At 38.1% G+C, this 17218-nt stretch carries 15 protein-coding genes; 4 read left to right on the top strand and 11 right to left on the bottom strand.

Annotated elements, in window-relative coordinates:
• Positions 1–441 precede the first annotated feature (441 nt).
• Positions 442–2403, top strand: coding sequence for a threonine--tRNA ligase (thrS, locus tag ACQ4KW_RS02800; RefSeq protein WP_430885017.1), 1962 nt, complete (start codon positions 442–444; stop codon positions 2401–2403).
• A gap of 250 nt (positions 2404–2653) precedes the next feature.
• Here the strand turns inward: thrS and ACQ4KW_RS02795 are convergent, their stop codons facing one another.
• Positions 2654–3286: a DUF2179 domain-containing protein gene (locus ACQ4KW_RS02795; RefSeq protein ID WP_430885016.1), complete on the bottom strand. Its 633-nt coding sequence runs from the start codon at positions 3284–3286 to the stop codon at positions 2654–2656.
• A gap of 338 nt (positions 3287–3624) precedes the next feature.
• On the opposite strand from ACQ4KW_RS02795, the gene katG reads away from it, so the two are divergent.
• Positions 3625–5814 carry a catalase/peroxidase HPI gene (gene katG, locus ACQ4KW_RS02790; RefSeq protein ID WP_430885015.1) on the top strand — a complete coding sequence of 730 codons (2190 nt, stop codon included), beginning with the start codon at positions 3625–3627 and terminating at the stop codon, positions 5812–5814.
• A 394-nt stretch (positions 5815–6208) separates the two neighbouring features.
• Positions 6209–6796, top strand: coding sequence for a 5' nucleotidase, NT5C type (locus ACQ4KW_RS02785; protein ID WP_430885014.1), 588 nt, complete (start codon positions 6209–6211; stop codon positions 6794–6796).
• Positions 6797–6889: 93 nt separating this feature from the next.
• On the opposite strand, the gene ACQ4KW_RS02780 is transcribed toward ACQ4KW_RS02785, so the two are convergent.
• The 6 genes from ACQ4KW_RS02780 to ACQ4KW_RS02755 form a co-directional block, all read right to left on the bottom strand.
• Entirely contained in the window at positions 6890–7726 is an 837-nt protein-coding gene (locus tag ACQ4KW_RS02780; protein WP_430885013.1) for a hypothetical protein, read from the bottom strand.
• Positions 7727–7853: 127 nt separating this feature from the next.
• Positions 7854–9161: a radical SAM/SPASM domain Clo7bot peptide maturase gene (gene ctpM / locus ACQ4KW_RS02775; protein ID WP_430885012.1), complete on the bottom strand. Its 1308-nt coding sequence runs from the start codon at positions 9159–9161 to the stop codon at positions 7854–7856.
• A 210-nt stretch (positions 9162–9371) separates the two neighbouring features.
• Positions 9372–11036 carry an ABC transporter ATP-binding protein gene (locus tag ACQ4KW_RS02770; RefSeq protein WP_430885011.1) on the bottom strand — a complete coding sequence of 555 codons (1665 nt, stop codon included), beginning with the start codon at positions 11034–11036 and terminating at the stop codon, positions 9372–9374.
• 1 nt (position 11037) lies between these two features.
• Entirely contained in the window at positions 11038–11508 is a 471-nt protein-coding gene (locus tag ACQ4KW_RS02765) for a GNAT family N-acetyltransferase (RefSeq protein ID WP_430885010.1), read from the bottom strand.
• Positions 11509–11525: 17 nt separating this feature from the next.
• Positions 11526–12035 (bottom strand): hypothetical protein, encoded by a 510-nt coding sequence (locus ACQ4KW_RS02760; RefSeq protein ID WP_430885009.1) that lies wholly within the window; start codon positions 12033–12035, stop codon positions 11526–11528.
• Positions 12036–12574: 539 nt separating this feature from the next.
• Positions 12575–12682 (bottom strand): Clo7bot family Cys-rich peptide, encoded by a 108-nt coding sequence (locus ACQ4KW_RS02755; RefSeq protein WP_430885008.1) that lies wholly within the window; start codon positions 12680–12682, stop codon positions 12575–12577.
• Between the two features lie 602 nt (positions 12683–13284).
• Between ACQ4KW_RS02755 and ACQ4KW_RS02750 the strand changes: the two genes are divergently transcribed.
• Positions 13285–13989 (top strand): LytTR family DNA-binding domain-containing protein, encoded by a 705-nt coding sequence (locus tag ACQ4KW_RS02750; RefSeq protein ID WP_430885007.1) that lies wholly within the window; start codon positions 13285–13287, stop codon positions 13987–13989.
• Positions 13990–14137: 148 nt separating this feature from the next.
• Here the strand turns inward: ACQ4KW_RS02750 and ACQ4KW_RS02745 are convergent, their stop codons facing one another.
• The 4 genes from ACQ4KW_RS02745 to ACQ4KW_RS02730 all read right to left on the bottom strand — a co-directional run bounded on the left by ACQ4KW_RS02745 (position 14138) and on the right by ACQ4KW_RS02730 (position 17049).
• Positions 14138–14659 (bottom strand): DUF1543 domain-containing protein, encoded by a 522-nt coding sequence (locus ACQ4KW_RS02745; RefSeq protein ID WP_430885006.1) that lies wholly within the window; start codon positions 14657–14659, stop codon positions 14138–14140.
• A gap of 95 nt (positions 14660–14754) precedes the next feature.
• Positions 14755–15561, bottom strand: coding sequence for a MerR family transcriptional regulator (locus ACQ4KW_RS02740; RefSeq protein WP_430885005.1), 807 nt, complete (start codon positions 15559–15561; stop codon positions 14755–14757).
• Positions 15562–15572: 11 nt separating this feature from the next.
• Positions 15573–16319 carry an ABC transporter permease gene (locus ACQ4KW_RS02735; protein ID WP_430885004.1) on the bottom strand — a complete coding sequence of 249 codons (747 nt, stop codon included), beginning with the start codon at positions 16317–16319 and terminating at the stop codon, positions 15573–15575.
• A complete protein-coding gene (locus ACQ4KW_RS02730) occupies positions 16294–17049 on the bottom strand; it encodes an ABC transporter ATP-binding protein (protein WP_430885003.1) in 756 nt (251 codons plus the stop codon). Before ACQ4KW_RS02730 ends, ACQ4KW_RS02735 begins: the two co-directional genes overlap by 26 nt.
• Positions 17050–17218 lie beyond the last annotated feature (169 nt).

Genomic DNA, 17218 nt, shown 5'->3' with positions numbered 1-17218 from the left:
AGGCTAGCATTTTATGATATTTTAAAACACTGCTGAAATTTCAACGGACTATCACGTTACGATATAATAAGTTGCACTGTACTATAGTGCGCTTGGAGTGGCCGTTTGGCAACGAAGGTGGAACCGCGATAAACTCGTCCTTGATTATAGGGACGGGATTTTTTTATTTTTTGTTGTATGTCTTGCAAATAGACAAATGTATTCAAGCGCTTGCAAAATTACAGATTCACTTCCTCACCATACCATATAGAATTTTTGATTCTTAATTATCTATCTATGTCATGGTAGGGACTCTCAAGTGATATTTTTGCAAGTCGATCAATTGATTATTTTAGGCGATTTCAAAACCATAGACTTAGGTCATGAACATCCCAAAGTGGAATCTGACATGATTCTTAAGCGAAACTGTGAAAGACGCCCATTTATACAAGGAGGCACACTATGAATATTTTACTCAAAGATGGCTCATCAAGAGAAATCGAATCAGGAGCAAGCGTCTATGATCTAGCAAAGTCCATCAGTGGACGTCTAGCCAAAGAGGCCCTCGCAGGCGACGTGAATGGAAAACTAGTGGATGTATCCCACATTCTTAAAGAAGGCGATCAGGTTAGTATCATCACCTATAAAGATGAAGCTGGTGTGGAAGTGTTTAAACACTCTGCGGCCCACCTTCTAGCCCATGCTGTAAAGCGCCTATATCCTGAAGCTAAACTAGCGATTGGTCCATCAATTGACCGTGGTTACTACTATGATTTTGATCTTGACGTAAAATTCAAGCAAGAAGACCTTGTTAAGATTGAAAAGGAAATGAAAAAAATCAGCTCTGAAAAACTTCCAATTGAACGCATGGTGGTTTCAAGAGAAGAAGCCCTTAAAATGTGTAAGGAAATGGGCGAAGACTATAAAGTTGAACTCATTGAAGACCTTCCAGAAGACGAAGTCATTACCTTTTACAAGCAGGGTGACTTTGTTGACCTTTGCATGGGACCACACGTTCCAAACACAGGCCTACTAAAAGCCTCTAAGCTTCTAAGTATTGCAGGTGCCTACTGGAGAGGCGATGAGAAAAACAAAATGCTTCAGCGTATTTACGGTGTATCATTCCCAAAAGCAAAGCTTCTTGATGAACACCTAGAGTGGCTTGAAGAAATTAAAAAGCGTGACCACAATAAAATTGGTCGTGAAATGGGTCTGTTTACAACTTCAGAAGCCATTGGACAGGGCCTTCCACTCCTTATGCCTAAGGGAGCGAAAATCGTTCAAACCCTTCAGAGATTTGTTGAAGATGAGGAAGAGCGCCGTGGTTATGTCTTAACTAAAACACCACTTATGGCTAAATCTGACCTTTACAAACTTTCTGGACACTGGGACAAGTACCGTGATGGTATGTTTATTATTCCTGAAGCCGGTGAATCTGGAGAACCTGGAGATATTGACAACGCCATGGCCCTTCGTCCTATGACTTGCCCATTCCAGTTCTCTGTGTACAAGGCTGAGCAAAAGAGTTACCGTGACCTGCCTGTGCGCTACGGTGAAACGTCAACACTCTTTAGAAATGAGTCTTCAGGTGAAATGCATGGTCTGATCCGTGTTCGCCAGTTCACAATCTCTGAAGGTCACCTAGTGGTTACGCCAGAGCAACTTGAAGAAGAATTCAAGGGTTGTGTAGATCTTATCAATTATATGATGGAAACGCTGGGCATTGAGGAAGACATCACTTACCAGTTCTCTAAGTGGGATCCTAACAATAAAGAAAAGTACATCGGCGAAGCTGACGTATGGGAGAGCACACAGGACAAGATGCGTGAAATCCTTGACCACCTTGAACTGGATTATAAGGAAGTCGAAGGGGAAGCGGCCTTCTATGGTCCAAAACTTGACCTTCAGTTTAAAAATGTTCATGGCAAAGAAGACACAATCATCACTGTCCAAATTGACTTTGCCCTTGCAGAGCGTTTTGATATGACTTATATCGATAAAGATGGTCAGAAAAAGCACCCAGTTATCATTCACAGAACATCTATTGGTTGCTACGAAAGAACACTGGCTATGCTTATTGAAAAGTATGCTGGCGCCTTCCCAACATGGTTAGCACCAGTTCAGGTTAAGGTTCTTCCTATTTCTGAAAAATATCATGACTATGCTTATGAGGTTGTGAATAACCTTAGAAGAAACGGCATTCGAGTGGAAATTGATGAACGTGCTGAAAAAATCGGCTACAAGATCCGTGAAGCCCAGCTAAGCAAATCTCCATATATGCTTATTGTCGGTCAGAAGGAAGAAGAAGACAAGGCTGTATCTGTTCGTTCTCGTATTGAAGGGGACAAGGGCTCTATGTCTCAAGATGATTTTATTGCACAGGTTCGCAAGGAAATCGAAGAACGTACTCTGAACTACAAATAGAACCCCTTAAACATCTACCGACTATGTATTGGTCCTATAATTTATATGATGTGGGACTTCAAGAGGACGGTCGAAAACGACTTATCTTCCGAAAAATAATGAAATTCAGGCGCTTTCACATAGTCGCCCAATTAATAAAACCCGTGAATCCATATGGATTCACGGGTTTTTGTGTTGGAAATCTGCCTTCATTTCATCAAGGAACCGAAGTATAAAGACACTTTTAAATCAGTCATTCACATATTTAAAATTACTTACTCTTCCAGGCACGACTCAGGGTTTTTAGCTCAAAACGAATTTCTTTAATGGACCGTCCAATAAAGCTTGCTGTACTACCAACCACTTGGGCGCCATTTCGTCTCTTTTGCATTCTCTTTTTCATTATATCGCTGATGTAGCCACCGTGGAATGTCTTTGGCTCATAGGAAATAATAAATGCATTGGGTTCAAAAGTCTTAATGATTTTGAGCAGGGTGGCTTCCTTTTTTCTCTTGGTTAGAATTTCAAGTTTCACACGCCCACTGTCTCGTCCCTCTCCAGAGAAAAGCGTTACACCATAGCCACTGTCTCTTAGGGCTTTAACCATTTCATCATTTCTATGATTGATATTTACCATAAAAGTGGAATAGCCAATGGCCAATTTTTGTTCCACCGATATCCCCGCAATGAGTCCCGCTGAAAAACCAACGGCATATACGAACATTTCCATATAGGTCGATTCACCAGAAAGAACAATGGCTAGACCAAATATATACACCAGGGCCTCTAGAAACCCAAAAACAGCGGTCAATACCTTCAAGTTCTTAACCATTGTTATTGTTCTTAGAGTCAGTAGCGGTACAAAAATAAGTTGTACAACCACAATAAGTACAAGTTTTGACATGGATGCCTCCGTTCAAATTGTCAGTTACTGCCTTCTTATGCACACAGCGCGTCCACTGTTAAACATTCTTAGGGTCATAGTAACATACTCAAAGGATTTTTGTATAGACATATTAAAATTGGGTATCATTTTTTGACAAGAAGGCACACAGAATTATAAGTTCCCATTAGCGGTATTCCACATATAAATAAAAACAAATCAATATATAATCTGCAACCATACATACTATTTTATGTCGCTCAACTCTGCATTCACCTTCTAACGCTTCATCCGACACTGATTCCAATCACATTTATCTCACTGTCCAAAATGTAAAGAACTCAAAGGAGGAAAATTTCATGCAAAGCAAGGGAAAATGCCCTGTCACTGGTCACATGGCAAGCGCCAAATCAGGTGGCACGAGCAACAAAGATTGGTGGCCCAACCAACTCAATCTAAAAATTCTCCACCAGCATTCTGAAAAAGTCAGCCCTATGGATGAATCTTTTGATTATGCAAAAGCCTTTAAGGAACTTGATTACTTTGCCCTCAAAGAAGACCTTTTTAAGCTCATGACAGATTCTCAGGACTGGTGGCCTGCAGACTGGGGACACTACGGCGGTCTTTTTATTAGGATGGCTTGGCACAGTGCTGGTACATATAGGATGGGCGATGGTCGTGGTGGTGGCGGCACAGGCAATCAGCGGTTTGCACCCCTTAACAGTTGGCCCGACAATGCCAATCTTGACAAGGCAAGACGCCTGCTCTGGCCCATTAAGCAAAAATACGGAAAATCAATTTCTTGGGCCGATCTCATGATCCTTGCAGGCAACTGCGCCCTTGAATCCATGGGATTTAAAACCTTTGGCTTTGCCGGAGGCCGTGAAGACATTTGGGAACCCGAAGAAGACATTTACTGGGGGACTGAAATGGAGTGGCTGGATGATGAACGCTACTCCGGCAACCGGGATTTAGAAAACCCACTGGCTGCGGTACAAATGGGCCTTATTTACGTCAATCCAGAAGGCCCGAATGGCGAGCCAAGTGCTGTGGCTTCTGGTAGAGATATTCGTGAAACCTTCGCTCGAATGGCTATGAATGACGAAGAAACCGTGGCCCTTGTTGCAGGCGGTCACACCTTTGGGAAATGTCACGGGGCAGGAGACGCCTCACAAGTTGGACCAGAACCAGAAGGTGCCCCTTTAGAAGAGCAAGGCCTAGGATGGAAAAATAGCCAGGGCACAGGCCATGGAGGTGACACAATCACAAGCGGTATTGAAGGCGCTTGGAATGCCACACCAACAAGGTGGGACAACAATTATTTTGAGACCCTCTTTGGATATGACTGGGACTTGGTTAAAAGTCCAGCCGGGGCATGGCAGTGGATTCCAACTGACCCAGAAGCAAAGAAAACAGTCCCTGATGCCCACGATCCTAATAAGACAAACCCACCTATGATGACCACGGCTGACATGGCCCTTCGAATGGATCCTATTTACGGGCCTATTTCAAAACGATTTTTAGAAAATCCAGATGATTTTGCCGACGCCTTTGCAAGGGCTTGGTTTAAACTGACCCACCGTGATATGGGGCCTCGCTCAAGATACTTGGGACCAGAGGTGCCTGATGAAGAACTCATTTGGCAAGACCCTGTACCACCTGTCAGCCATGATTTAATCAATAAGCAGGATGAAGAAATGCTCAAGGAGAAAATACTGGCTTCTGGTCTCACCTTAGGTCAGCTTGTGACAACCGCTTGGGCATCTGCCTCTACCTATAGGGGATCGGATATGCGAGGCGGAGCCAATGGAGCTCGTATTCGACTTGCCCCACAAAAGGACTGGGAAGTCAACCAACCTATGAAACTTCAAGAAGTCTTAAGTGTGCTTGAGAAAATCCGCGAAGACTTCAACGTGGAATCAAAGGTAAGAAAAATTTCCCTTGCAGATATGATTGTTCTCGGTGGAGCAGCCGCCATCGAACAGGCCGCTAAGAATGCTGGTCAAAATGTTATGGTGCCTTTTGAACCCGGCCGAACAGATGCCACACAAGATCAAACGGATATCGAGGCCTTTGCTGTTCTTGAGCCAGTAGCTGATGGCTTTAGAAACTATCAAAAGAAAAAGTATGCGGTTTGCGCTGAAGAACTTTTACTCGACAAGTCTCAGCTTCTGGGTCTTACAGCGCCAGAAATGACTGTCCTTATTGGCGGCATGCGTGTTCTTAACACAAACTATGGACACACAAAATATGGCGTTTTCACGAAAACACCAGAATCCTTAACCAACGACTTTTTCGTTAACCTTCTCGATATGAAAACAGCATGGATGCCGAGTCCAGATGAAGAAGACATTTATGTCGGTCGTGACAGGAAAACCGGTGAAATCCAGTGGACTGGCACAAGGGTAGACCTTGTTTTTGGTTCAAACTCTCAACTTCGTGCTATTTCAGAAGTTTATGCTTGTGAGGATGCCAAGGACAAGTTCATTTGTGATTTTGTATCAGCTTGGAATAAGGTTATGAATGCGGACCGGTTTGATTTAAAATAGGGATATATTCCGTTTTATATAAGTGGCTGGAGAATATTTCTTCAGCCACTTTTTATTTGGACTCTCCAGCCTAACTGGTTTAAATTATAAGGATTAAATTATAAGGCTTATATTATAATGGCTTGCAAATATAATTTTAAGTTTTCACTATAACATATAATGAATCTGCTTACACCCATAATAACAACCGCTGTGGTCAGTTGATATGATATATTTCTCCATAAATTGCCCATAAATTACATAGAAACATAGTAACATGTAGTATATCGCGTTTGCTCTATGTATCAATAATAAAGTCTTTGACTGAACCTATAAACTTTGACAATAGAGCACCCTCCCATCAGTATGCTATACTGAGAAAAGTGACTCGTATTTGATTAAAGAGGTGGAAGAAATGAAAAAAGACTTATATATTGATTTTGATTCAACCATAGTGAATGCAGACAAGGCCATTTGCAAAATGTATAATGAGCGTTACAGTGACTATGAAGATTTTGTACCTGCACAGTGGGAAAAACATTCAAACTGGGCCTATAAGGGTGTTTGTCCCTTAATACACCGACATGAAGATGACCCTATACAGGTTATAAAAGATTATTTTGGAGACAAGGATTTCTTCAAATACCTTGAGTTCTACGATGACGCCAAGCGGGTTATTGGTCGTCTCGTTGAAAAATACAATGTCATCATTTGCACTTCAGCTTTTCCTATGAACGCATCTAAGAAGGTCCTTTGGATAGAGGAACACCTGCCAGAAGTGGATGAAATCATCATACTCATCAACAAATCAGGCAATGGCTACGGCAAGGAACGTGTGGCCATGATGGAAGAAGACTCTATTTTCATTGATGATCATCCCAAGAACCTTCGATCCACCAAGGCCTCTGAAAAGTATCTCTTTAAGTTTAAAGAAACCGACTACAATGAGTATGACGGCAACATTGTTTCCAGTTGGAAGGAAATTGAGTCTATACTGTTATAAAGCTTTGCTATCAATAAAAGAAGAGGCACAGTGACAAGATTAATTTAATCTTGTTCTGTGCCCCATTCTTATTCATTAACTAGACAATGCAAATTAGTTAAGTCGTTCTAAGTCATAAATGATGATTTCTGTCATTGATTTTGAATTATTCTTGATCGTAACGCCATCATCAGAGTATGTAATATCAGTTGACTTGATCTTGGCATTGGTGTTCGAATCATTTGATATTGTGCTCCCTTTCGGAAGATAAATTTTCACATCACTAATATCATGCTTGATTTCTAGGTTGCTATTTGAAACATTCTCTCTAAGAACCAGCTTTGCGTCACCAACATTGCTCTTTAATTTTATTGATCCTATGCTTCCATCCAGCTTAACATCGCCAACGTCTGTTTTAGAGTCAAGGTTATTGACAGCACCATTTATAATAAGATCACCAACATCACGCGTTGCCACCACATCTTCAAAACTTCCGTCTAAAATAGTATCACCTGTGTCATTCATAATATTTAGCTTAACTATCGTCTTAGGAATAATTAAAGTATATGTGTTGTTCAATGAATTGACATCATTGTTCATAATCTTTTTAGATTCAACCTTAAGCGTCATTGTGTTGCTACTAATCTTTGATGCTAATCTTAACTTTCCTACTGCCTCTTGCACAGCTTCCTCAGTTCGTCCTCTTACAACAAGTTCTGACACCAAACTTACTTTATCAGTATCATCCGATTGACTAATTTTAATGTCTCCAGCATAGCCATCAATTACAAGCTCAATCACATCTAATGCTTCAAACTCATCTTCAAACGTTTGAGTTATTTCAATTGGAGATGAAATAGATACTACATTTTTTGCTGTTGATTGAATCTCAACACAACCTGCTGCTAGTACCACTAATCCAATAACCATAATGGCATTTATTATTCTCATGCAGCAACCTACCTTTCATTAACCATTAACACATTTATCCACAATTCATTACCACTAATACATGTATATATTATAGAAAACAAAGTATAGTGTCAATATATGTCAAGTTATGGCTATGAATTATTAATTACTTAATATCAAAAGTGTATTCTAGAACTTCATCTAGGTTGTAGATCCATTTTTCACAGTCTACAGTACCATCTTGTAGCGAAACATGTGGACAACCACCCATACATACAGGAAGTAATGAACATTCTACACACTTTTCAACAGTAAAAGGTGTGTTCGTTAACCACTTAGCATGATTAATCGCATATTTTGTATCAACAATTTCATTGAATACTTCTTTTACATTGCCAACTGCTTCGTCTTTTAAGCCAACATTATTCCAGCATTTATACATGTAACCATTTGGATCAACAACAAATGCGTTAATTTGGTCAGCACAGCAGTAATTTGCTTTGATCCCTGGGTAATACGGATAGTTACTTGCTGGGAAACCTTTGTCAATTAGCTGCTTTTGGAACTGTAGATTCCAATCTGCATACTCTTTTGTATTCAAGCATGATCCTGAAATCGAACTACAAGCCTCTGTATATGCTGTTACTTGACCAAATGAGATTGGCATTGAGTTTAATCCATTTTCAACTAGAATATCTAGTAACTCTGGCACGCGATCAATATTTGTTTTATCGATATTCACACGAAGGTTAACCTTAATTCCACCATTTTTTAACATTTTAATATTTGATAGAATTTCGTCAAAAGTTTCACCATCGTTATGGAGAACTCTTCTTGTATTGTGAACATCTGGCGGTCCATCGATTGTGATTTGCATAGCTGTAATTCTGCTCTTTTTAAGCATTTCAAGATCATCTTCTTTAAATAGATATCCATTTGACACCATATATGCACCGTAATCTGCATCTCTCTTTTCGCAAATTTCAATGAACTTAGATGACATATCCCAAATAAGATCCTTAGCTAGTAGAGGTTCACCACCATACCAGGTAATATCTAGGCTATCTGATCTTTTTAGGGCTTCATCTGCCATTTTAACAATTGCAGCTTGTACATTTTCATCCATCACTTTTGAATCTGGCGTTTCATAGCAATAAGGGCATTTAAAGTTACAAGCTAGTGTTGGTGCTAAAGTTAAACCAAGACCATTATTACCATACTTGCCTTTATAATGTCTGAACTCAATTTGCTTAATTTCATCCAGATCATTATCAATTACAAAGTGACCTTCTTTCATCTGATCAATCATGTTCGCCTGATCATCAGATAAATTATCAAAATCAATCGAATCGAAGTTCTCATAGATATCAAGGAACTTTTCATCAACCTCAGCAAGTGCACATGTCATTGAGTTAAAAGCGAGTGTTTTTCCATTTTTCAGTTTCCATACTTTATTATAATTTGACTTCTTCATAGTATCCTCCATTAACTAGTAAGTTTAAAATGTATATTCTCTAAATTTCGTTTAGTAATGACAGACAAATTCATTAACGCACTGAATATTACATTGCTTACATTTGTAACACAGACCTTCAACATAGTATCCTTTGTTAAATAAGTTTTCTGGCTTCACAATATAATTCATAGCTTTCCCTCCTTCGTCTTGATATGACTAATTGGTTGATTAATTGATCATTCTCTTTGGCTCAGATACACACTCCATGAACTCGTCACTTTTTAGAGTGATCGTTCTATCGCAGATGAACTCTGACATAGTATTATGAGAAATAATGAGTATGATCTTATCTTTCTTAATTTTATTTAAATACTTTATAAGTAATTCACAGCTCTCTGAATCAAGTCCGGTAAAAGGTTCGTCAAGTATATAGACATCTGAATTCCTCACAAATGCTCTTAGTAAACTGATTTTTCTCATCTGCCCACCTGAAAGATTTCCCCCTTCAGAGACCACCGTTTCAAAACCATTATGAAGTGCATTAATGTCATCAAAGTATCCAATATCTCGACTCACTGAGAATACTTTCTCATCCGTGATTGAGTCATCATAGGACTTTATATTGCTCATAACAGTATCACTATTAAGTTTTGCATTTTGTGGTGCATACGTGATTTGAGAACGAATACTCTCAATTTTGTAAGATGCAATCTCAGACTCATTAAAGAATATTTGCCCATTGTCTGCGTTAAGGAGTCCCATAATCATTTTGACCAAAGTGCTTTTACCTGATCCGTTTTCACCTTTAATCCCAAGTATTTCACCTCTTTTTACGCCTAATGAAAAATTATCAAAGACCTTCGCATTTTCAACATAAGAGAAGTGAACCTTATCAATAGTGATAGACTCAAGTCTTTTCAGTGCATTTTTCCCTGAATACTCTTTAGGCAAACCAAGAATTTCCTCTATCCTGTCAAGGCTTGGTACAGCTTGTTGTAACTGAACATTACTGTTTGTTAGCTCAACAATTGCTGGTACAAGCATTTGGAAATAAAGACCTAAAGCGACTACAGTTCCAAGAGACATAAATCCACGCATTACTCCAAAAAATCCGTATCCATAAATCAGCATTGTACAGACAACGACTATGGATTCCACACTTACAATATGCTTTTGTCTTGATTTTCCTAAATCACACGATACATCCATATATTTCGTAGAGCGCTCTTTGAAGAAATCTACAAACTTTGTCTCCATTAAAAACGATTTAATAACCTCAATGTTTTCAATAACTTGACCAGTTAAAATGCTTATATTATCTCTGCTATCAAAAGTTCTTGATGCAAATTCGCGTGTTTTGAAGCTTAAGCGCATTACTATTAACGCGCTCAGCATACTTATCACTAAGACTAAAGTGGTAAGCATTGGCGAAAGATAAAACATTGCACCAATAATTAGAATAATGATCAAGAAGTTCTTAAGCGCCGACACAAAGAAAGTCGTAATAAAACTCCCAATATTCTCTGTATCATGAAGCACTCGTGAAATGATCATTCCCTTTTCCAATTGATATAGCTTGTTGTATTTCGTTTTCAGTAGTGAGTCGAATAATTCAAGCCGTAAAGAGTTTGATATTTTCTCACTAAGACTTATAAAAAGAACATTTTTAAGATAACCAACAATTGGTTGCATAATACACACTAATAAAAATAAAGCTATCCCACTTGCCAGCTTATTGTAGGACTCACTTGGCAATACCTCATCGATCATATACTTCGAAATTATCGGTGAGGCGAAATATGCTAAGGCATACAAAACCGTCAGAATAAATCCGATGACTTGAAATAGCCAGTATTTCTTTGAAATCTTCAAAAACCTACTAATAGTTTTCACATCAACACACCTCTAGATTTTTTAGATATCTTGTTCTATACTCACCCATACCAAAATGTTGTGCTAATTTCTGAACTCTTTCGTTGTGACTATAAACATCAAGAAGCATGAACTTTAATCCACATTCTTTCGTGTAGTCCTCACAAGCTTTAAATAGCCTTCTAATAACCTTATATCCACGCTTGTCAGAATCTACGTACGCATGAAGAATATAAGAATAATCATCAAGGAAGAAATCACCATCTGACTTTTTAAGGTGCATTTCAATATATCCACAGACCTTGTTGTCTTCTTCAGCAACATAAATGACGATATCTTTTGAGTGAATTTTTTCTGCATACACATCTATAGCTTTATTAAAATCAGGTGCATCGTCAGTGAATTTTTCCTTGTAAAAATGATCTTCAGATAACTGGTAATATAGTCTTGAGAGTTCAGGGGTATCACTTCTATTTGATCTTCGAATCTTCATATTCTTCACCTTCGTTTCTACTTTGTTATATTTGAAATGACTTCATCAAGTCCAATAGCGTTGATTTGATCTATCACATAATAACCCGCATATTCATAAAACATTTCATCCTCATAAGTCAAGTTTTCAATTTCTTCAATACTCAATTTCGCCACATTTTTGAAATCAGAATTAACTTGATCAGCAAAATATAGCGCTATTCCTTCATACAATGCCAACGGCATATTTTGAGGCTTCTTGTTAACCAGTACATGGACCAACTCATGAACGACAATCTGATCTATAGAATGCTTGTTCATCCAATTACGAGGTTCGATCAGGTATACAACTGAATCTAAAGCTGCTGCAATAACCCACTCAGGAAAATCGATACCTATAGTACTCTTAAACTCTTCCCTTGAATCAACTGCACATATTTGAACTATTTCACTATATTTAAAGTGTCTTTCAAGGGACTTCATTTTTTCTTTAAACCATTCAGTTTGAATACTTTCAGAATGTTTTTTATCAATTTCTAACACTATCATCAGGAACTCCTAAAAGTGGCCTGTAGGAATCCTACAGGCCATAATTTAACTACGACCTAAGCATTGATAATCACATTTATCGCAAACACCTATACAAACACAATAGCCGTAATTAGGTGTCAAAATAGCTTTACGTATGTAGTTCATTGCCTACCCCTTATCAAAACATTGCTTTTTACAGTCGTTAATGCTTTGTAACGCACATCCATAGCAGTAAGCTACAGTATTCGTGTTATTAGGTTTCTTAATATATTTCATATTCATCACCTTCTATTAGCTATCTGTTCTGTCTTTGAAGCACTGAGTGCCACAAACGTTAGCACACTGACCACCACAGATGTAGCAATAGCTTTCTTTGTAGCCATTTTGTGATTTTTTAATATAATTCATTTCTTAGCCCTCCTGATTTCCATTTTCAATACAAACTTTTAAGCAATTGAAGCCGCAAACCTTAATACAATCTTTCCAGCAACCAAAGCAATAAGCATATTGATGTCTAGTGTCTGATTTCCTGATATAATTCATTTCTGCCTCCTGGTCTAACCTTTGTCAAAACACTGCTTGTCACATTTGTTTATATCTTGCTTAATGCAACCGTAGCAGTATCCAGCTTCAAAAGCAGATGCAGCTTTTACTACGTACTTCATGCACTCACCTCCTTTCAAAATAATCTCTTTATGTCCTAATCTTCTGTACGATCTTTAAAGCACTGGGTACCACAATTGTTTGGGTAGCATCCAATGCAAAATCCGATTTCATAAGTTAATGCTGATTTTCTAATATATTTCATTCTTATGCCTCCAAATTACACGAGTATGTCGCAAGTGCATGTAAACATGCCTTCGCATTTGAAACCACACTTTGTACATGTGTAGCAAAGTCCCTGAACATATATTTTGCTAGGATTTTTAATGAAATTCATATTGATCTCCTTATTGAGTAATTGGCATTTGTTCTCGCACGCGTCCGAATTTCACAAATACTCTGAAATTATGTTACACCATTTTATTACATTTATTACATATGATTCTCATTGTGCACTTTTGTGAGAAAAATCGGTCAACAACAAGTATCGAACGGTCACCGATTGGACAAAACTGGTCATTCGAAACACCAATATGGCATTAAGGATTAAAATTACCAATAATTCAATTATGCTATTTTAACTAACAATTATGACAATTTAGGATACTAGGAAAAAAATTGATGTATACTGAGCATTACGTAAAACAATATATGGAGGGAATGTATGAGCAATAAAACACAAACGATCATTCTTATAATCAGTCAAGATTACGATTATGCCTGTATGCTGAAAGAAAAAATAAATAAGCATAATCAGTTCAACAATACATTTACATTCATTTTTCAAAATATTGAATACGCATGTGAAAATCTGAAAATGAGGAACTTTGTTGATCTTGTAATTGTTGATAATACTTACATGAAGGAATATGACAAACTCTGGTCGGCTTTCCCCGAAAAACAAATCGGTGAAATACTTGTTCTTAATCCAAATCAAAATGTTATATTAGGGGAATTACCAAACAGTAGAATTAAACTTGTTGGAAGGGATGATGCATTTACTTTTGAAAACTATTTGATATCATTTATTCTGGATTCTAAGACTAAGGACAGCTCATTAATCACACTGTGTTTTAACAATCGGATTATTAAACTTCTTCAAACTGATATAATCGCTCTTGAAAAAGTGTCCAAAGATGTTGTTATATATACACGTTCAAACAAGCTAAAAATTCGTTCATCACTAAAAGCAATATGCGATCATTTAAACAATGATTTTCTTAAAGTACATCAAGGTTATGTTGTCAATCTTAGCTATGTAGTGAAATATGAAAAACGTCTGTTAGAATTGAAAGAACTGAATTTACAAGTTCCAGTAAGCAGAAGATCCGTACAATCTTTAAAAGAGCGTTTGGTTCAAGGATATTAAAGCGTTTTTTTCGTGTTAAACGTTAAAATTTTATCATTTTTTACTTATCTATGCTTTCTGTAAGACGAAGTACAGCATAAAAAAGAGAGCTAATTACTTTGTAATTAGCTCTCTTTTATAGTGTAAAATTGTCATGTCACATTCAATCTTAATAAAGCTTTTTAAACCCTTTCCAGTCCGGTTTTACATCTGAAACTGGGTTTAAACTTGCCTCATGTCCTGCCTCAAGTGCATCAAGAATTAGGTAATACGTCTCACCATCTGCTGCATGGAGTTTTGCCTCAACATCAACAACCGCATCGACATGTGTTCCAGATGGTTCTCTATCTGGTCTCAAAGCTTTTGTCTTAGCATCTTTTTCATTCCTAGCGACTACCAAATCCACATAGTGTAATTCTTGCGTGTTGCTTTCATCATATTTTCCTAAGTAGATAAAGTACAATTTTAAACTTTGATCGGGCTTCGCTTTAGACAATTTCACGCTATAACCATTGGTACTACTAATATGCTTGTGGCTATCCATATGAAGGGATTGCGGTTCACCATACCACATTTTCTTCAAGGTTTCTATTGAGTTATCAATATCATTTGCAGCAATAAATTGAACATCATGAACCTCAATGTTAGCGCCTTCTACCTTACCACCTAGACTGATCATGTATAAATTCATAGCAACCTCTTTCGTATACTTTTTAATATACATTAATATTGTGTAGTTTTATTATAGCAATAAAAAGAGGCTTTTAAACAAGCCTCTTCCTTTTCCTATTTTCCAATTGGAATTTGAATCTCCGTCAACCACTCTTCATCGGAGTCTTTGTTCCAGATTCCATCTATATAACTTTCCCTAGGTAGGCCCACCACTTCATAGCCGTTGTCTTTAACCCATTCAAAGGCGAAGTTGTAGGCATCGGGCAGTGTTGAGTAAGGTCCCTTGTGTAGAACACAGAGGGCCTCCTTATAGCCCTTTATCTTTTTAAACTTAATTAATTCAGTGTCCTCACAGTAGTCTACCACCGCTTCACACACTTCCACATCAATATCCTTTTCCTTGTACTCCCCATCATGATATATATTAAAGCAGTATTCCGGTTCTGCACATACAGCGCCTTGTTTTCTCATTTCGTCTCCCATTTTGGGAATTATCTCAAAGTAATAATCGTAGTCGGGAGCGATAAGTCGCATGGATGCTACAATAACGTCTGGAAGGGATCGAACAACTGGTGTATATTTCATAGTCAACTCTCCTTTTATTCGCTTCATGTAATTTTGAACACTCTTTAGCATTTTTTTCTGCTCTTCTATACGCTTAAGCAAGTCATTTTCTTTTATAGATAGTAAGACTTCAACACCTTCTGGATGTTCAAGGATCTTGCCAATATCACTTAGTCCAATGCCCATTTGCTTTAAGGTAATAATCTGATTAAGCCTTACGAGCTGGTCACTTGAATAGTACCTGTACCCAGTAAAGTCATCCACATGGGCGGGCTTCAGAAGACCAATTTCATCATAATGTCTTAAGGTTTTTGTCGTTATGCGGTTCATTTTAGAAAATAGGCCTATTGAGTACATAAGGCACCCCCTTACTCATAATCATATCTAAATGTCTTCATTGACGCCACTGTGAACAGGATAGCAAGACCTAAAAGAATTATAACTTCAAGCCTGAAATTCACTATAGGTTCGCCTAAGCTCACTCCTTTTAGGAGTTTTATACCCATCGTTAGAGGCATGATACTTGAAAACATCTGGAGACCCCTCGGTAAAATTTCATAGGGCACTGTTGCTCCCGACAAGAAAAACATGGGGAAGTAAACCAAGGTGCATAGGAGATTTGTCGTTTTCACTGAGTTTGAAACGCTGCCAATGAAGGACCCTAGACTGTATATTGAAGCCCCTACAATAACATAAGCCCCAATAAAATCACCCAGTGATCCTATCATCTTATAAGCAAAGACCATTCTTGCTACAAGAAAGACCACCCCAGTTGATAAGACTGCTATTGTGAAATTGGAGAGGGTTTGAACACCCATAAGAAGGGCGGGTGATGTGGGTGAAACCTGAAACCTTCTAAGCAGCTTCTTTTCCCTATAACCCGAGATTGTCAGAGGCACCCCCATAAGTCCTGTTGCACAAAGTCCCACTGTAATAACCCCGCCGATAGCCCTTTGAAGCTGTGTATAAGTCTGACCTTCCACAGTTTTATCCCCAAATATTGTTCCCATGATGAGTATAATTCCAACAGGCAACATAATTCCGAATAAAATGCCGGAAAACTCTCTTAGGGCAAGTTTCATTTCTGTTTTATATAATATCCATAAGCGTTTCACGCTTTGCCTCCTCTCCAACAATGCTCAAATAGGCATCTTCCATATTGTCTTTTCCAGTCCACTTCAAAGCATCTTGTATGCTCCCAGAAAAAATCATTTGTCCTTCCTTTATAACCATGACCTTATCGCATAAGTTCGTAACTTCATCCATATAGTGTGATGTTAAAACAATTGTAAGCCCTTGTCTTTGAAGGGTCTTTAAAACAGCCCAGACCTCTCTGCGTGCTTCAGGATCAAGTCCTGTCGTCAACTCATCTAAAAAAACAAGTTTTGGCTTGTGGAGGATGGCCAGAATAAGTGACAGCTTCTGTTGTTCTCCCCCGGAAAGCTTAGACACATCCTGATTCATTTTGTCATGCAGGCCAAAGAGTTTTAAATAACTTTCATAGCAAAGCGGATCATTATAAAGAGCACTGATCATTTCACACATTTCTCCCACGCGAATACGGTCTGGGAAGAAACTTCTTTGGAACTGGACACCAATATTTTTTATTAGCCCAGTGTAGCCTTTTGATCTAGGTGAGGGGTTTGAAAAACCCAGCAAACTCACATGTCCTTCTGTGGCCTTTTTTATGCCCAAAATACATTCAATTGTGGTTGACTTACCCGCTCCATTTGGCCCAAGTAATCCAAATACCTCTCCTTCGCTCACTTGAAAACCAATGTCGTCAACCGCTTTCTTTCCCCTATAATACTTTTTGAGATGATCCACCTCTAAAATAGTTTTCATGCCTACTCCTTTCTCAACAAACAACCTTATAGTATTAGACTACTGTTTGCCGTAAGGGCAAGGTCAAGGGGTGTTTAAAATTTTTTTTGTATTTCAATCCGTCGCTCATCTTATTAACCACCATGTTATGTACAGAATTTCAGGTCCTGAAAAAATCAATATGTATGTG

The sequence above is a fragment of the Tianxiuia mixotrophica genome, assembly GCF_050596425.1.
Lineage (GTDB): Bacteria > Bacillota > Clostridia > Peptostreptococcales > Acidaminobacteraceae.
This window is presented reverse-complemented; position numbering and strand designations above follow the sequence as displayed.